This is a genomic window from Streptomyces sp. F001 (assembly GCF_004187715.1).
GTDB classification, from domain to species: Bacteria; Actinomycetota; Actinomycetes; order Streptomycetales; family Streptomycetaceae; genus Streptomyces; species Streptomyces flavusporus.
On sequence record NZ_QZWF01000025.1, the window covers coordinates 1 to 16,328 of the forward strand.

The window sequence follows — 16,328 nt, forward strand, 5'->3', positions numbered from 1 at the left end:
TAGATCGTCGGCAGCGTCAGATGTGTATAAGAGACAGCGCCCACCCCCGATCGTGCCAGGGTGTTAGAAGCGCCCCACGCATAGCCGCGCAGCGCAAGGGCACTCGTGCACCCCGGCATGTCGATCAGCGAAACGGAACTGAGATGACCAGCGGCTTCCCCGGCCCCGAGGGCTTCGACTCAGACCCCTTCGGCGAGTTCCTGGCCCGCTTCTTCGGCGGCCCGCGCCCCGGCCCCCGCCAGATCAACATCGGCCAGCTGCTCAGCCAGCCGGCCAGGGAACTCGTACGCGGCGCCGCCCAGTACGCCGCCGAGCACGGCAGCCGTGATCTGGACACCCAGCACCTGCTGCGGGCCGCCCTCGCCACCGAACCGACCCGCAGCCTGCTCAGCCGGGCCGGCGCGGACCCCGACTCGCTGGCGACGGAGATCGACGAGCGGTCGGGCCCGGTCCAGCACCCGCAGGGCGAGGCTCCGCCGCCGACGTCGTTCTCCCTCACGCCGGCCGCCAAGCGGGCCCTGCTGGACGCGCACGACCTGGCCCGGGCGCGCGGCACCGGTTACATCGGCCCGGAGCACGTGCTCAGCGCCCTCGCCGCGAACCCCGACTCGGCCGCCGGGCACATCCTCAATGCGGCCCGTTTCGCCCCCTCCGGCCTGCCGCCCGAAACCCCCGACGCCACCCAGCCACGCCCCGGCACCGACCAACGGCCGCGCGTCGACACGGGCACCCCCACGCTCGACAAGTACGGCCGCGACCTCACCGACCTCGCCCGCCAGGGCCGTATCGACCCGGTGATCGGGCGGGAGGAGGAGATCGAGCAGACCGTCGAGGTGCTTTCCCGGCGCGGCAAGAACAACCCGGTGCTGATCGGCGACGCGGGCGTCGGCAAGACCGCGATCGTGGAGGGCCTGGCCCAGCGGATCGCCGACGGCGACGTGCCCGACGTGCTCAGTGGCCGCCGGGTCTTCGCGCTGGACCTGGCCGGTGTGGTCGCCGGCACCCGCTACCGGGGGGACTTCGAGGAGCGGCTGAACAACATCGTCGGCGAGATCCGCACGCATTCGGACCAACTGATCGTCTTCATCGACGAGTTGCACACCGTCGTGGGCGCCGGAGGCGGCGGCGAAGGCGGGTCCATGGACGCCGGCAACATCCTCAAGCCGGCCCTGGCCCGCGGCGAACTGCACATCGTCGGCGCGACCACGCTGGAGGAGTTCCGCCGGATCGAGAAGGACGCGGCGCTGGCCCGCCGCTTCCAGCCGATCATGGTGCCCGAGCCGACCACCGCGGACGCGATCGAGATCCTGCGCGGTCTGCGCGATCGTTACGAGGCCCACCACCAGGTCCGCTACAGCGACGAGGCGCTCGTCGCCGCCGTGGAGCTGTCCGACCGCTATCTCACCGACCGCCGGCTGCCGGACAAGGCGATCGACCTGATCGACCAGGCCGGTGCCCGGGTACGGCTGCGCGCCCGGACGAAGGGCACGGACGTACGGACCATGGAGCGCGAGGTCGAGCAGCTGACCCGGGACAAGGACCAGGCGGTCGCCGACGAACAGTACGAGCAGGCGACGCAACTGCGCGACCGTATCGTCGAGTTGAAGCAGCGCATCGCGGAGGCCAGCGGCGAGGAGGAGGTCGACGAGGGCCAGCATCTGGAGGTCACCGCGGAAGCGATCGCGGAGGTCGTCTCACGGCAGACCGGCATCCCGGTGAGCAGCCTCACCGAGGAGGAGAAGGACCGGCTGCTCGGCCTGGAGGAGCACCTGCACGAGCGGGTCGTCGGCCAGGACGAGGCGGTGCGCGTCGTCTCCGACGCCGTGCTGCGCTCCCGGGCCGGACTCTCCAGCCCCGACCGGCCGATCGGCAGCTTCCTCTTCCTCGGCCCGACCGGCGTCGGCAAGACCGAACTGGCCCGGGCGCTGGCCGAAGCGTTGTTCGGCAGCGAGGAGCGCATGGTCCGCCTGGACATGAGCGAGTACCAGGAAAGGCACACCGTCAGCCGTCTGATCGGCGCCCCGCCCGGCTACGTCGGGCACGAGGAGGCCGGTCAGCTCACCGAGGTCGTCCGCCGGCACCCGTACTCGCTGCTTCTCCTGGACGAGGTGGAGAAGGCGCACCCGGACGTCTTCAACATCCTCCTGCAGGTCCTCGACGACGGCCGGCTGACCGACGCCCAGGGCCGCACCGTCGACTTCACCAACACGGTCATCGTGATGACCAGCAACCTCGGCTCCGAGGCGATCTCCCGGGGCGGGGCCGGCATCGGCTTCGGAAAGGGCGACGCCGAGGCCGACGAGGAGGCGCGACAGGAGCAGATCCTGCGGCCGCTGCGCCAGCACTTCCGGCCCGAGTTCCTCAACCGCATCGACGAGATCGTCGTCTTCCGCCAGCTGACCCACGAGCAGTTGGAACGGATCACCAACCTGCTGCTGGACAAGACCCGCCGCCTGCTGCGGGCCCAGGGCGTCTCGGTCGACTTCACCGACGCGGCCGTCGACTGGCTCTCCGAGCGCGGCTACCAGCCCGAGTACGGCGCCCGCCCGCTGCGCCGCACGATCCAGAGGGAGGTTGACAACCAGCTCTCACGGATGCTTCTGGACGGCCGTGTCAGCGAGGGCGGCCGGGTGACCGTGGACATGGAGGACGGGCGGCTCGCCTTCCGTACGGAGGACTTGCCGCCCGCTCCCGAGCTGTGAACGCTACGACGCCGGCCGCACCACCATCGCCGAGCCGCCGCCCCGCCGTACCTTCTCGGCGGCGGCCAGCCACTTGCCGTCCGGCAGCCGCTGCACAGCCGTGGTCGCGCCGATCTCGGGGTTGAGCCGGAAGCCGTGCCCGATGGACTCCAGCCGCGCCTTCAACGGGCTGTCGTACAGGCCCGGTTCGAGTTCGGTGGTGGTCTGGTTGCGCTGGCTTGCGCGCGGCGCGGCGATCGCGTCGACGAGCGGCAGCCCGCGGTCGAGGAAGCCGGTCAGGGTCTGCAGCACGGTGGTGATGATGGTCGCGCCGCCGGGCGAACCCAGCGCCACCACCGGCCTGTTGTGCCGGTCGAGCACGATCGTCGGCGAGATCGACGACCGCGGCCGCTTGCCCGGACCGGGCAGGTTCGGGTCATGCACGGCCGGGTCGGCCGGGGCGAAGGAGAAGTCGGTCAGCTCGTTGTTGAGGATGAACCCGCGGCCGGGGACCGTGATGCCGCTGCCGCCGGTCTGCTCGATGGTGAGGGTGTAGGCGACGACGTTGCCCCACTTGTCGGCCACCGTCAGATGGGTGGTGTTCTCGCCCTCGTACGTCGTCGGCGCCGCCTTTCCACCGGTGGCACAGGCCACCGGGTCGCGCGGGTCGCCGGGCGCGAGCGGGCTGGTGAGCACGGCATCGTCCTTGATCAGGCACGCGCGGGAGTCGGCATAGCGCTGGGAGAGCAGTTCCTGCGTCGGTACGTCCTCGAAGGCGGGGTCGCCGAGCCAGCGCCCGCGGTCGGCGAACGCGATCCGGCTCGCCTCGATGTGGCGGTGCAGGTACTGGATGTCGCTCGCCTTCGAAAGGTCGGTGCTCTCCAGGATGTTGAGGGCTTCGCCGACGGTGGTGCCGCCGGAGGAGGAGGGGGCGATGGAGTAGACGCCGAGGCCGCGGTACGTGGTCTTCGTGGGCGCCTGGAGCTTGGCGTCGTAGGCCGCCAGGTCCTTCTCGGCCAGTTCGCCGGGTCGGGCGTTCCAGCCCGAAGCCGGATCCACCGGCGGCTTGTTGACGGTGTCGACGATGTCGTCGCCGATGTCGCCGCGGTAGATCGCGCCGACGCCCTTCCTGCCCAGCTCCGCGTAGGTGCGGGCGAGGTCGGGGTTCTTGAAGGTGGAGCCGACGACGGGGAGTTCACCGTTCGGCAGGAACAGCTCGGCGGTATCGGGGAAGTAGCGGAACCGGGTCTCGTTGGCGGCGGTCTGCGCGCGGAAGGTGGCGTCGACGGTGAAGCCGTCGCGGGCCAGCCGCTCGGCGGGCGCGAGCAGGGCGGCGAGCCGCTTGCTGCCCCACTTGTCGAGCGCCGTCCGCCAGGTGGCGGGCGTGCCCGGGGTGCCGACGCCGAGGCCGCTGCTGACGGCGTCGGCGAGGGCGAGCGGCTTGCCGTTCTCCAGGAAGAGGTCCGAGTCGGCGGTCAGCGGCGCGGTCTCGCGGCCGTCGATGGTCTGCACGCTGCGGGACCTGGCGTCGTAGTAGACGAAGTAGCCGCCTCCGCCGATGCCGGCGGAGTAGGGCTCGGTGACGCCCAGGGCGGCGGCGGTGGCGACGGCCGCGTCGACGGCGTTGCCGCCCTTCCTCAGCACCTCGATTCCGGCGGCGGAGGCGTCCGCGTCGACGCTCGCGACCGCACCGCCGTAGCCGACGGCGACCGGGACTTTCTCGGCCGGTGCCGTCGTGGGGGCCGGGGGCGCCGCGGCCCCCACCGACACCACGGCGGCGGACACCGCCAGGACCGTCAGTTTCCGCACGACAGGGCGACGCATCCGCACCTCCAGTCAGGAACCGGTTCGCGCAGCCTAATCCATTGCCATGCCCCCGTCAGGATCACACACCTGGGCGCAGACATCACCTCGAACACGGTTTCTCTTCGCCCGCTACCATGCGCGCCCATGAATGACGACGTGCGCAACATCGTCCTGGGCGTGATCGCGGCAGCCATCAGCGCCGGGCTGGGCTGGATCGCCCGTACCTACCTGTGGAAGCGGAAGCTCCGCCGCAAGCAGGAGTTCCTCGGGCTGCCGAAGAACTCCGAGTCACTGCTCGTCGTCAACCGCGATCCGGCCGCCTCCGAGCCCGCGGTCCACCGGTTCGACGTGTTCGCCCTGCTGGAACTCGCCGCATTGATCAAGGACTGCGGAGCGAACGTGCAGATGGTGACCCAGGACAACGTCCAGCAGGGCTTCGGCGAACGCACCGAGTTCTGCATCGGCGGCCCCGGTTCCAACCGGCGCATGCTGGCCCATATGGCGGCCATGCTGCCCGGCGTGCGCGTCAACATCGACCCGGAACCGGGCCCGGACCGGGGCGCCTTCCAGATCGGCAGCGAGCGCTACCGCATGGAGGCCGGTGTCACGGAGTACGTGCTGCTGGCCCGGCTGACCGCGGGCGAGCGGCGCGAGGCACGCCCGGTGTTCCTCTTCTGCGGGCAGCGCGCGATCACCAACCAGGCCGCTACCCGCTATCTCGCCCGCAACCATGAGCGGCTGGCCCGCAAGCACGGCGCCAAGCCCTTCGTCCTGCTGCTCAAGGTCGTCAACTCACAGGCCTACGGCCCGGACGTTGTCGAGCTGGTCGCCGACGTGACCCGGACCGCACAGGCTCCCCTGCCGTCCACGGAGGCCGCCGCTCCTCCAGGGAACTCACACCGCGCCCCCTGAATGCAGCCGCCTCGGCGGCGTCAGCGTCTCCTCCAGGTGGGCGAGCACCCGCAGGTGGTACGCCCGTGCCGCCCACCCCAGGCTGATGTTGTGCCCGGCGCCCGACAGCCGCTCCACCAGGACGCGGGGCGCGGCCGTGAACCGTCCGGCGAGGTCGGCCAGGTCGTCGTCGGTGGTGCGCCACCAGGCCTCGTGCTCGGCGAAGGTCAGCCGTACCGGCACCCCCACCCGAGGCAGCAAGGTGTCGGAGAGCCGGGGCCAGTCCCTGACCCCCTCGGCCTCGCGGCGCGGCATCGGCGCCACCACCCGCCCGCTCGCCAGGAAGGTGCCCGGCGGATACAGCGTCAACGGGCCCCAGTTCAAGCGCCGTTGCCGTACGCCGTGCAGTTGGGCGAGGCTGCCCGGGTCGACGGCGAACCGGTGGCCGATCCCGGCCACGTCCACGGCGAGGAGGCTCTCGAGGGACCCGTCGGCGGCCAGGTGCAGGGCCAGTTTTCCACCGTACGAGTGACCCACGAGCAGCACACCGGCACCGGTCGGACACCGCTCGCCGAACTCCATGATCGCCGAGCTCACCGTCACCGCCTGCTCGGCGAGCGTCTGCCCGTCCGGGAGCCGGGCGGCCGAGTGGCCGTAGCCGGGGCGGTCCAGGGCGAGCACGGTGAAACCGAGCCGCGCCCCCAACGCGAGCAGGGACAGGTCGGGATGCGCCTGCCCGTCGAAGTAGCCCGCGCTCATACCGCCGCCGTGCAGGGCAACCACGGTCGCCCGGGGCGCACTCCGCTCCGGCTCGGCCAGCAGCCCGGACAGGGAGACGCCCGCTGCGTCGAGCGTGATCGGCCGCACCTCGGCGGACATCGCTGCCGTCGGCTGTTCCGAGGCCGGCAGGACTTCCGTCACAACGCCTCCTTTCTCATCGCCTCATGTGCTGGACGCGTCCAGCCTGGGGGCCGCTCCATGACCCCGCAAGGCGGGCCGAGTTCAGGCCTGCGTCCGGTTTGCAGGCTCCCGCAGCACTGTGTATGGCCGAGGTCGGAGGCACGTCGGAGATCTTCAACGCTCAATCGTTACTGCCACGTAACTTACCGACGGGTTACCTACGGTAAGTGGTGCCGGTTACCGTCGGGTCACTTTCACTGACACGAGTGAGGAGTGGCCCGTGGGACTGCCTCGCAAGGCCCTGCGCACGACCGCCGTGGGCGCCGTCTCCGCGACCCTGGTCGCCGGTAGCGCCCTCGGGCTCGCCCCCGCCGCCCAGGCGGCCCCGAACAGCGTCCGCTTCGTCGACGTCACCGGCGACGGCGGCACCGTCCTCAAGGCGAACGTCGTCACGCCCGCGGGCGCCGGCGCCGGTGACCGCTACCCCCTGCTCGTCCTGCCCACCAGCTGGGGCCTGCCCCAGGTCGAGTACCTCGCCCAGGCCCAGAAGCTCGCCGACGCCGGGTATGTCGTGGTCAGTTACAACGTGCGCGGCTTCTGGCAGTCCGGCGGACACATCGAGGTCGCCGGACCGCCCGACATCGCCGACGCCTCCAGGGTCATCGACTGGGCGCTCGCCAACACCCCGGCCGACGCCGGGCGCATCGGCATGGCGGGCGTCTCGTACGGGGCCGGCATCAGCCTGCTCGCCGCCGCGCACGACAAGCGGGTCAGGGCGGTCGCCGCACTCAGCGGCTGGGCCGACCTGATCGACTCGATCTACTCCGGCCGCACCCAGCACTCCCAGGCCGCCGCCCTGCTGAACGGCGCAGGCACGCTCACCGGTCGCCCCAGCCCCGAACTCCAGCAGATCTTCAAGGATTTCTTCGCCTCCGATCTGGACCGGGAGGACGAGCTGATCGCCTGGGGGAAGAAACGTTCCCCCGCGACCTACGTCGACCGTTTCAACGCCAACGGCACCGCGGTCATGCTCGCCAACGCCTGGGGCGACACGATCTTCCCGCCCAACCAGTACGCGGACTTCTACGAGAAGCTGACCGTCCCCAAGAGGCTTCAGCTGCGCCCCGGCGACCACGCCACCGCCGAGGTGACGGGACTGTTCGGGCTGCCCAACGACGTGTGGACCGACACCGGGCGCTGGTTCGACCACCACCTCAAGGGCGCGGACAACGGCATCGACCGTGAACAGCCGGTCCGCCTCAAGTCCCGTTCCGGGGGCGGCTACGAGGACTACCCGGACTGGAAGTCGGTCACCGCGACGAGCCGGAAGATCGCCCTCGCGGACACCACCACGATCCACACGAACGTCAACTCCGGGGCGGACGGCGGGATCATCTTCCTGTCGAGCATCCTCGACCAGGTCGCCCAGGTCCCCCCGATGGCCTCGATCCCCCTGCTCCCGCGCCGCTGGGCCGCCGTCTGGCAGTCGGAGAAGTACGCCACCGCCCAGCACGTGCGCGGTACGGCGAAGCTGCACACGACCATCACGCCAACCAAGGAGAGCGGAACCCTCGTCGCATACCTCTACGACGTGGGCCCGCTCGGCCTCGGCAAGCTGATCAGCAACGCGCCGTTCACCTTCCACGGGCGAACGCCCGGCAAGCCGTTCGGCGTCGACCTGGAGCTGTTCTCCACGGCCTACGACGTCCCGGCAGGGCACCGTCTCGCCCTGGTCGTCGACACGGTCGACCCGCTCTATATCGAGCACAACCCGTCCGGCGGGCGGCTGACCTTCTCCTCGCCGCCGAACGACCCGTCGTACGTGTCGATTCCGCTGCGCGAGCAGTGATCTGCGGCCGCTGCCGGGCGGGCTTGGCTCGGGGTACTGCTGCCCCCTACGGGATGAACGGCACATAGTAGTCGAGGTGCGCAGCGACGGCCCGACCGATGGGGCAGAGCAGGGACCCGGCCTCCGGCCGGTCGGGGAACACAGGTTCGGACTGGGTCAACGAGCCGGTGTCGAACAGCAGATGGGGGCGAGGGCCGGTCCCCCGCTCGGTGCGGGCGGGTCAGGACTCGGCGACCTCCGCGTACAGCTGGGACAGCTCCGGTACACCATGCGCGGCCCACTCGTGACCGGAGGCCACCACGTCGAACTCGCGGCCGGACTCCAGCCGCACCACCGGCTGGCCGTCGGGCCAGATCTCCCAGGCCGCGCCCGGCACCGTGCGCACGATGACGGTGCCCAGATACAGACCGGCGTCGTTGCCCAGCCAGGGCAGGATCTCCTCGTCGTCCCGCCAGCGCGGCAGCAGCTGGTCGAGCGCCTCCAACGAGGCTGATGTGTCGTCGAGTCGGACACCCGCCCGGCCCGCCTGGGAGCGGAGCAGCTCGCACTCGGCCAGGAGCTCGGCGATGCCCGTGGGGTCGGGGATCGGGGGCCGCTGGCGGCGGTGGCCGAGGAAAGGGATGTTCATACGTCCAGCCTGTCATTCGCACCCGCGTGCGCACCACAGGCGCGCGGGTGATCGTGTCCGGTCGTCCGGGCGGTTTCATGCAGTGTTCGCTCATGGTTCGTTGACCGGGCCGCCGCCTCCTTTCTAGCTTCCCGTGCGTCGTTCGTCTCGGTCCGGAGCAGGCCGGAGCAGGCCGGAGCAGGCCGGAGAAGTCCGGTCAGTGCGGTCGGTCCGGTCAGCCCGGATCACCGGAGAACAGGGAGGGTCGGTTGGTACGCCGAGGTGTCCGGGGGCTCGCAGCCGTCCTCATCCTCTTCGGATCCGTGCTGCTCACGACCTCCGCACAGGCCACCGTCGAGGAGACATCCGCGCCACTGCCGCTGGAGCAGCTCTTCGACAACACGGCCGTCAGCGAGGACACCAGCCCCGCCGAAGCCGACTTCGACGGCTCGGGTGCCTCCCTCTCCGCCCAGGACCTCGACGCCGCGGGCTGGACGCCGGGCCGCGCGCTGACCGTGCAGGGCGCCACGCTGACCTGGCCGGACCGGGCGGCGGGCGAGCCCGACAACGTCCGGGCCGACGGCCAGAGCGTGTGGCTGTACGGCACCGGCGACGCGCTCGCCTTCCTGGTCGCGAGCACCGCCGGCGACGAGGTCACCGGCTCGGGCACGGTCTCGTACGCCGACGGGAGCCGGTCGACGTACGTGCTCGGCGCGCCCGACTGGCGCCGGGGCCCGCTCGCCACCAAGGCGGTGGCCCTCCCCCACGTCAACACGCCCGGCGGCCAACTCGCCGAGAAGGCACGGCTGTACGTCGTGACCGTGCCGATCGTGCCGGGGCGCGCGCTCGCCTCCGTGCAGCTGCCCCGCGCGACCGACCTGCATGTGTTCGCCCTGTCGGTGCGGACGGCCGCGCCCGGCTGGACAGGCAGCTGGGCGACGGCGACGTCCGGTTACCAGGCCGTGGGGCCGTGGACCGACCGGACACTGCGGCTGGTGGTGCACACCTCGGCGGGCGGGCCGATGGTGCGGCTGCGCTTCGACAACACCTTCGCAGCGGCTCCGGTACAGATCGGGAGCGCGACGGTGGCCGTGCAGCGGGCGGGCGCGACGGCGCGGGGCACGCCGGTGCCGGTGACCTTCGGGAGGGCGGCGGGCGTCGAGGTCCCGGCCGGGGCGCAGGTGTACAGCGACCCGCTCGCCTTCGACGTGCCCGCCGACACCAACCTGCTGGTCAGCTTTCATCTGCCGGGGACGGTTCCAGCGGCGCCCGTGCACCGGCTCGCGCAGCAGCGGTCGTATCTGAGCGGACCGGGCGACCACGCCGCGGACGGCTCGGCGTCGGCGTACGCCACGGTCCTGACGAACTGGCCGCTGCTGACCGGGGTGGACGTCGGCGGCGGGCCCGGGTCGGTGGTGATGCTCGGCGACTCGATCACCGACGGCGACAGGTCCACGGTGGACGCCAACCGGCGCTGGCCCGATGTGCTGGCCGCCCGACTGCATTCACAGGACCTGGTCCCGCACTACGGGGTGCTCAACCAGGGCATCGGCGGCAACCGTGTGGTCACCGACCGCTACCCGGGAGACGGGGTCTCCAGGGATACGGGCGGGGTGAGCGCGCTCAACCGGCTCGACCGGGACGTACACGCCCAGACGTCGGTGCGTACGCTGATCGCCTTCGAGGGCGTCAACGACCTGCTGTCGGGCTCGACCGCGGATGAGGTGACGGCCGGGCTCCAGGAGATCGCGGACCGCGCGCACGCACGGGGACTTCGCGTGCTGGCGGGCACACTCCTGCCGTGCGGCGGCCAGGCCGGGTGCACGGCGGCCGTGGAAGCCGAGCGGACCGCCGTCAACGCGTGGCTCCGGGACACCGACGTCTTCGACGGGGTGCTGGACCTCGACGCGGTGCTACGGGACCCGCAGCAGCCGACGCGGCTGGCTCCGGTCTACGACAGCGGGGACCACCTGCACCCGAACGACGCGGGGCTCGCGGCGCTCGCGCACTCGGTGGACCTGACGCTGCTGTGAGGGCCGCTACACGTTCAGGTCCACTACGACCGGCGCATGGTCCGAGGCGCCCTTGCCCTTGCGCTCCTCCCGGTCCACGTACGCGTCCTTGACCGCCGTCGCGAACGGCTCGTTGCCGTACACCAGGTCGATCCGCATACCGCGGTTCTTGGGGAAGCAGAGCTGGCGATAGTCCCAGTACGTGAACGGGTGCTCGTACTTCAGGGGGCGCGGGACCACGTCGGACAGGCCCGTCTCGCGCAGGGAGGCCAGGGCGGCACGCTCGGCGGGGGTGACGTGGGTGCTGTTCTCGAACACGGCCACGTCGTAGACGTCGTCGTCCGTCGGAGCCACGTTGTAGTCGCCCAGCACGGCGAACGGGCGGCTGCCGCCCGCGTCGCCCGCGACGGCTGCCTTCAGGGCCTCGAACCACTGGAGCTTGTAGGCGTAGTGAGGATGCTCCACCTCACGGCCGTTCGGCACGTACACCGACCAGAGGCGGACCGGGCCGCAGGTCGCGGAGATGGCGCGGGGCTCCACCACGCCGTCGAAGCCGGGGTCGCCGGGCAGGCCCTTGACGACGTCCTCGAGGCCGACGCGGGAGAGCACCGCCACGCCGTTCCACCGGCCGGTGGCGTGGACCGCGGACTCGTAGCCCAGCTCGCGCAGCTGCTCGAAGGGGAACTGCTCCTCGGCGACCTTGGCCTCCTGCAGGCAGAGCACATCGGTGCCGCTGCTCTCCAGCCAGGCCAGCAGCCTCGGAAGGCGGGCGGTGATCGAGTTGACGTTCCAGGTCGCGATGCGCATGCCTCACAACGTACCGGGTGGGTCCGACAACGCGGCCCGCCCTGTCGTCGTCACAGCTCCGCCGAGGCTCCGGGCGCCAGCCGCAGGTGCTCCGCGCCGCCCAGGGCGCCGATCTGGTTGTCGTAGATCGGGCGGGCGAGGTCGGTGAGGAGGGCGTCGTGGATGTCGTAGGCGCGCTGCGGCTTGACCTCACGTACGTAGTCGATGACCTCGGAGATCTTGTTCCACGGGGCCATGACCGGCAGCATCAGCGTCTCCACCGGCCGGTCGGGGACCGTGAGGGCGTCGCCGGGGTGGAAGACCCGGCCGCCGTCGATCAGATAGCCGACGTTGGTGATGCGCGGGATGTCCGGGTGGATCACCGCGTGGAGTTCACCGTGCACCTGGACGTCGAAGCCCGCCGCGGTGAACGTGTCGCCGTGGCCGACGGTGTGGACGCGGCCCGGGAACGCCGCCGAGATCTTCTCCGCGACGGACCTGAGCGTCCAGATCTCGGCGGCCGGGTCGGCCTCCATGGCGGCTCGCAGCCGCTCCTCGTCGAAGTGGTCGGGGTGCTCGTGTGTGACGAGGATCGCGTCCGCGCCGACTGCGGCGTCCGCCTCACTGAATCCACCGGGGTCGAGAACGAGCGTCTGCCCGTCCTTCTCGAGCCGGACGCACGCGTGCGACTTCTTCGTGAGCTTCATGGGTCCATCCTGCCCCGGTCCGGCGCTGCGGGCCTCGGCCGCCGACCGAGCCGGGCTCACTCCTGGGGCGTGGTCTCCTCCCTGATGACCTGCTGGGCCACCTTGAACGCGCTGTTCGCCGCCGGTACGCCGCAGTAGACGGCCGCCTGGAGCAGCACCTCCTTGATCTCGGCCGGGGTGAGGCCGTTGCGCAGGGCGGCGCGGACGTGGAAGGCGAGCTCGTCCAGGTGACCGCCCGCGACCAGGGCGGTGAGGGTGATGCAGCTGCGGGTACGGCGGTCCAGGCCGGGCCGGCCCCAGATCTCGCCCCAGGCGTAGCGGGTGATGAACTCCTGGAAGTCCCCCGAGAACTCGTCGGCCTGCGCCAGCGCGCGGTCGACGTGCGCGTCGCCGAGCACCTCCCGGCGCACCTTGATCCCGGCGTCGTACGGGTCCGGCCGTCCCGCGCCCAGCGGTTCCGCAGCAGCCGGGGCGATCTCGGCGATCGGCGCGGACTGCGCCGGCACCGCGGCGAGGACCGGCTTGACGGGGGCCGCCGCGATGGCCATCTGGCCGGTGGCGTCGAAGCCGGGCTGCCAGGCGGTGGAGAAGTGGGTGACCAGCAGGTCCGTGACCGCCGCGGGCTGTTCCACGGGAACCAGGTGGGAGGCGCCGGGTACGACGGCGAGACGCGCGTCCGGTATGCCGGCGACCAGCGTACGGGCCTCGGCGGGGCCGGTGACCTGGTCCTCCGAGCCGACCAGGACCAGCGTCGGCACACCCACGCGGCCGAGTTCCGGCCGTACGTCGAACGTGGCGAGTGCCTCGCAGGCGGCGATGTAGCAGCCGGGGTCGGTGGTGCGCACCATCTGCACCGCCCACTCGGTGATCGCCGGCTGGGCGGCGGCGAACCCGGCGGTGAACCAGCGGTCGGGTGCGGTACGGGCGATCGGGTCGAGCCCGTTCGTCCGCACGATCACGCCGCGCTGGCGGAACTCGTCGGCCGTGCCGAAGCGCGGCGAGGCGGCGATCACCGCGAGTGAGGCGAGGCGCTCGGGGTGGCGCAGGGCCAGTTCGACGCCGACCGCGGCGCCGAGAGCGCAGCCCGCGTAGCCGAAACGCTGCACGCCCAGAGCCTCGAGCGTGGCGAGCAGCCGGTCGGTGAGGTCGGCGACGGAGCCCGCGGGGTAGGCGGGGGCGCCGCCGTGTCCGGGCAGGTCGAACCGGAAGACCCGCCACTGCTTGGTCAGCTCCGGGACCTGCCGGTCCCACATGTGCCATGTGGTACCCAGTGAGGGACCCAAGATCAGGACAGGTGCGTCTTCTGGCCCGTCAAAGCGGTATTGCAGGGTGTTCGGTGGTGTCTCGCTCACCCGCCTGAGCCTCTCATCTGTCACGACAGCCCCTATGAGCGGGGGCCTGGTGTAGCTATCTGACCAGGTGGAAGACCTCCCGGGCCGCCCCTAGGGCTGCCGACTTCGTCGCCCACTGCACCAGATCGCGGTATCCCGGCGTAGTGGCCGGGAACTCGATCGATGTGCTCATGGCCGAACCTGCCTGTTCCCCTTCCGGTCCCACTGCGCGTCGCGTTGCCGGTGCCGGGCCGCGTCAGGCGGTCAGAATCGTGAGGCCGCCACAATGATCGGCAGGCCCCTATCGGGACACGCCCCACCGGCCCGGTGCCGACACGCACCACCCCACACCCAAAGATCGACACATCCGTAACAAGGCACCCGGCCAGCTCTCACACGAGTCAGACCCCGGCACGGGACAGCACTCGTCGATCCTCCCCACACAGCCGCCCCAACGACGGCGTACTTCCGAAAGTCCCGCTCCCCATGGGGCCTCCTGTGCTAGCGGCTTTGGTGAAGTTCGCTGCTGATCCTTGGACGCGGGTCTGCTGGTGGGTCAGTGCCTGGTCCACGGCTGTGCCGATGGCTTCGATGCAGGTGTGGGAGCGGTGGGGACAGTCCTCGTACTTGGCCGAGCGTCAGATGAGTTCGATGTCGTTGAGCTCGGGGCTGCGGGGCGGTAGGTAGAACAGCTCCACCCCGATCTTCGCCAGCTGGTCGCGGCGGCCCTTGAACGCCTTGGCCACGTGCGGAGGCGTTGTCCAGCACCACCGTGCACGGCCGGGACCGCCGCCAGACGGGCAGAGCCCCGACACCGTCCGCCGCTAGGGGCAGGGCGGCGGCCCCGCCGGGCAGGCCAGCCAGCTGGGAGCAGACGAACTCCGGCAGCATGGCCGCGTCGATCTTGCCGGTAGTGCGCTCCCACAGCAGATCAGGATTGGTGGCGACGGTCAGGGCGCCCAGCACGTTGCCCCGCACGTCCGGGGCGGCGTGGAGCGGAACAGCCGCGCCGGCGGTCGCGACAGCGGTCGGCGCCACGGCTGGGGGCGTTGGCTGCTGACCATGCCGGACACGGTGATGGTGTTCCTGGCGTCGCTGACGCTCGCTGTGTGGGACAGGGCCCGCGCGACAGAACGAGGGCGCCACGGCGGACGGCGCCGAAGGATCGGCGCCGCGCCGGAGGCGGCCCTGGCCGCTCACGTCGGCATGGGCGGGACCATGTCCGCCATGCTGCTGATGACGGCCGTTTAGCGGGCACGCTCCCTTCGGCGGGCCGGGCTCCCGACCCAGGGGGGCAAGGCCAGCACGGGCTGAGGAACTCGCACGCCTGCTCCGGTGTTGAGGCTCTTTGCATTTGAATTTCCCCACCCCTTGCTCGGAATGGGGACAGACCTGCTCCTCGAGGCTCCCTACCCGGCATTACAGGCCGAAGGCGCCGCCTTCGATGAGGATGAGCAGCCCGAGGACGATCAGGACCAAGGGGAGAAGAACGTGACCCCACCGGCTGAGCGCCTTGGCGATGATCGGGGGGTGGCGAAGAACCGACCCGCGAAGTACCAGAGGGCCACCAGGACCAGGAAGACGACCGCGTACACGCTCATCCCGCCCACGCCGGCGGTAGCGAACACGGGGACGTAGACGCCGATGTTGTCGCCGCCGTTGGCGAAGGTGACGGCGGCGACCTCCAGCACTTTCGGTCGCCCCTCGGCCGCGTCCTGCTCGTCGTCCGCGTCGTTGCGGTGCTGCCACGCCTGCCAGGCCGCCTTCAGGCCGAGAGCGAGCGGTAGCAGGCCGAGGTAAGGGGTGGCCGACTCCGGCAGGAAGGTCGCCCCGAACGCCGCGGCGACCGCGACGGCCAGGATGGCGGCGAAACCAAGGTACTGGCCGAGAACGATCCGACGGACGGAGCCGCGGCGACCCGCGCCCTGGGCGAAGAACAGCGACAGGATCAGGATGTCGTCGATGTTGGTGACGGCGAACAGCTAGGCCGCCTGTCCAACGATGCCCAGGTTCACAGATGGACCCCTTTGCTCGGCTGCCCGGCGACAGTACCCGGCACGCGCCGGTCCACCGACACCAGGCTCCCCGGCCGTTGAAGGCGTAACGGAGCTGGGATCAAGAGCGTCACCGGGGATTTCTTCGGAGGTTCTCATCACCGGGCCGCTCTCCATCCCGGCAGACCGCTCCCGGCACCGGCCAACTCGCGCGGACTCAGGAATGCCGGCCGTGCCGATCCGCTCCTGCAGCGAGTGGACGAGGAGGCGCCCGCGGTGCTCAGCGCCCCGACAGGCGCCCCGTCAGGGGGGACTGGGACTTCGTGGGCCGCATCACACTCCAGGAATACCCCAGGGGGGTATATCGTTGACCGCGTCGAGGGCTCAGGGGAGCGATCGAGCCCCTCGCGAAGCACCCCTGCGTCGATACCTGAGGACGAAGCCATGACCGACCAGAAGAACTCCGGCTCCTGCTGCTCTACCGACGGTTCGTGCCACTCCGGCACCGCGGCGGCCGGCTCCGAGGGCGGCGGGATCACCACCGTCTACAAGGTGTCCGGCATGACCTGCGGCCACTGCGAGGGCGCGGTCTCGCAGGAGATATCCGCGCTGGACGGCGTCACCGCGGTCAAGGCCGTCGCCCAGTCCGGCGAGGTGACCGTCACCTCCGCCGCGCCGCTCGACGCGGAGGCCGTCCGCGCCGCCGTCGACGAGGCAGGCTACGAGCTCGTCGGCACGGCATGAGCCCGTCCGGGGCCGGACGG

General features: G+C 71.2%; 12 protein-coding genes and 1 pseudogene. 6 read left to right on the forward strand and 7 right to left on the reverse strand.

The window, feature by feature from the left end; translation table 11 throughout:
* Positions 1 to 143 precede the first annotated feature (143 nt).
* Entirely contained in the window at positions 144 to 2,702 is a 2,559-nt protein-coding gene (locus StrepF001_RS38645) for an ATP-dependent Clp protease ATP-binding subunit (protein WP_129802834.1), read from the forward strand.
* A gap of 3 nt (positions 2,703 to 2,705) precedes the next feature.
* Here StrepF001_RS38645 and ggt read toward each other — a convergent pair whose 3' ends face one another.
* Complete coding sequence (gene ggt / locus StrepF001_RS38650; protein WP_129802835.1) at positions 2,706 to 4,505, reverse strand: gamma-glutamyltransferase; 1,800 nt, start codon at positions 4,503 to 4,505, stop codon at positions 2,706 to 2,708.
* 126 nt (positions 4,506 to 4,631) lie between these two features.
* Between ggt and StrepF001_RS38655 the strand changes: the two genes are divergently transcribed.
* Complete coding sequence (locus StrepF001_RS38655) at positions 4,632 to 5,399, forward strand: hypothetical protein (RefSeq protein WP_129802836.1); 768 nt, start codon at positions 4,632 to 4,634, stop codon at positions 5,397 to 5,399.
* Here StrepF001_RS38655 and StrepF001_RS38660 read toward each other — a convergent pair.
* Positions 5,382 to 6,257 (reverse strand): alpha/beta fold hydrolase, encoded by an 876-nt coding sequence (locus StrepF001_RS38660; RefSeq protein WP_206307077.1) that lies wholly within the window; start codon positions 6,255 to 6,257, stop codon positions 5,382 to 5,384. The genes StrepF001_RS38655 and StrepF001_RS38660 overlap by 18 nt on opposite strands.
* Before the next feature lie 301 nt (positions 6,258 to 6,558).
* On the opposite strand from StrepF001_RS38660, the gene StrepF001_RS38665 reads away from it, so the two are divergent.
* Positions 6,559 to 8,127 (forward strand): alpha/beta fold hydrolase, encoded by a 1,569-nt coding sequence (locus tag StrepF001_RS38665; protein ID WP_129802837.1) that lies wholly within the window; start codon positions 6,559 to 6,561, stop codon positions 8,125 to 8,127.
* 220 nt (positions 8,128 to 8,347) lie between these two features.
* On the opposite strand, the gene StrepF001_RS38670 is transcribed toward StrepF001_RS38665, so the two are convergent.
* Positions 8,348 to 8,755 (reverse strand): DUF6278 family protein, encoded by a 408-nt coding sequence (locus StrepF001_RS38670; RefSeq protein WP_129802838.1) that lies wholly within the window; start codon positions 8,753 to 8,755, stop codon positions 8,348 to 8,350.
* A 302-nt stretch (positions 8,756 to 9,057) separates the two neighbouring features.
* Between StrepF001_RS38670 and StrepF001_RS38675 the strand changes: the two genes are divergently transcribed.
* Complete coding sequence (locus StrepF001_RS38675; RefSeq protein ID WP_240797860.1) at positions 9,058 to 10,767, forward strand: SGNH/GDSL hydrolase family protein; 1,710 nt, start codon at positions 9,058 to 9,060, stop codon at positions 10,765 to 10,767.
* A 6-nt stretch (positions 10,768 to 10,773) separates the two neighbouring features.
* On the opposite strand, the gene StrepF001_RS38680 is transcribed toward StrepF001_RS38675, so the two are convergent.
* Genes StrepF001_RS38680 through pcaC form a run of 3 tightly spaced genes read right to left on the reverse strand, consistent with a single transcriptional unit; the run spans position 10,774 to position 13,591 of the window.
* The gene (locus tag StrepF001_RS38680; protein ID WP_129802840.1) at positions 10,774 to 11,553 is read right to left on the reverse strand and encodes an exodeoxyribonuclease III; all 780 of its coding nucleotides are present in this window, start codon (positions 11,551 to 11,553) and stop codon (positions 10,774 to 10,776) included.
* Between the two features lie 50 nt (positions 11,554 to 11,603).
* Entirely contained in the window at positions 11,604 to 12,239 is a 636-nt protein-coding gene (locus tag StrepF001_RS38685) for an MBL fold metallo-hydrolase (protein WP_129802841.1), read from the reverse strand.
* Positions 12,240 to 12,295: 56 nt separating this feature from the next.
* Positions 12,296 to 13,591, reverse strand: a complete 1,296-nt coding sequence (gene pcaC, locus StrepF001_RS38690) for a 4-carboxymuconolactone decarboxylase (RefSeq protein ID WP_129802842.1) — start codon at positions 13,589 to 13,591, stop codon at positions 12,296 to 12,298.
* Positions 13,592 to 14,560: 969 nt separating this feature from the next.
* Here pcaC and StrepF001_RS38695 point away from each other — a divergent pair.
* Positions 14,561 to 14,821 carry a hypothetical protein gene (locus tag StrepF001_RS38695; RefSeq protein WP_206307074.1) on the forward strand — a complete coding sequence of 87 codons (261 nt, stop codon included), beginning with the start codon at positions 14,561 to 14,563 and terminating at the stop codon, positions 14,819 to 14,821.
* A 168-nt stretch (positions 14,822 to 14,989) separates the two neighbouring features.
* Here StrepF001_RS38695 and StrepF001_RS38700 read toward each other — a convergent pair.
* Positions 14,990 to 15,552, reverse strand: a pseudogene (locus StrepF001_RS38700) (cadmium resistance transporter).
* A 456-nt stretch (positions 15,553 to 16,008) separates the two neighbouring features.
* Here StrepF001_RS38700 and StrepF001_RS38705 point away from each other — a divergent pair.
* Entirely contained in the window at positions 16,009 to 16,308 is a 300-nt protein-coding gene (locus StrepF001_RS38705) for a heavy-metal-associated domain-containing protein (RefSeq protein ID WP_129802843.1), read from the forward strand.
* The last annotated feature ends 20 nt before the right edge of the window (positions 16,309 to 16,328 follow it).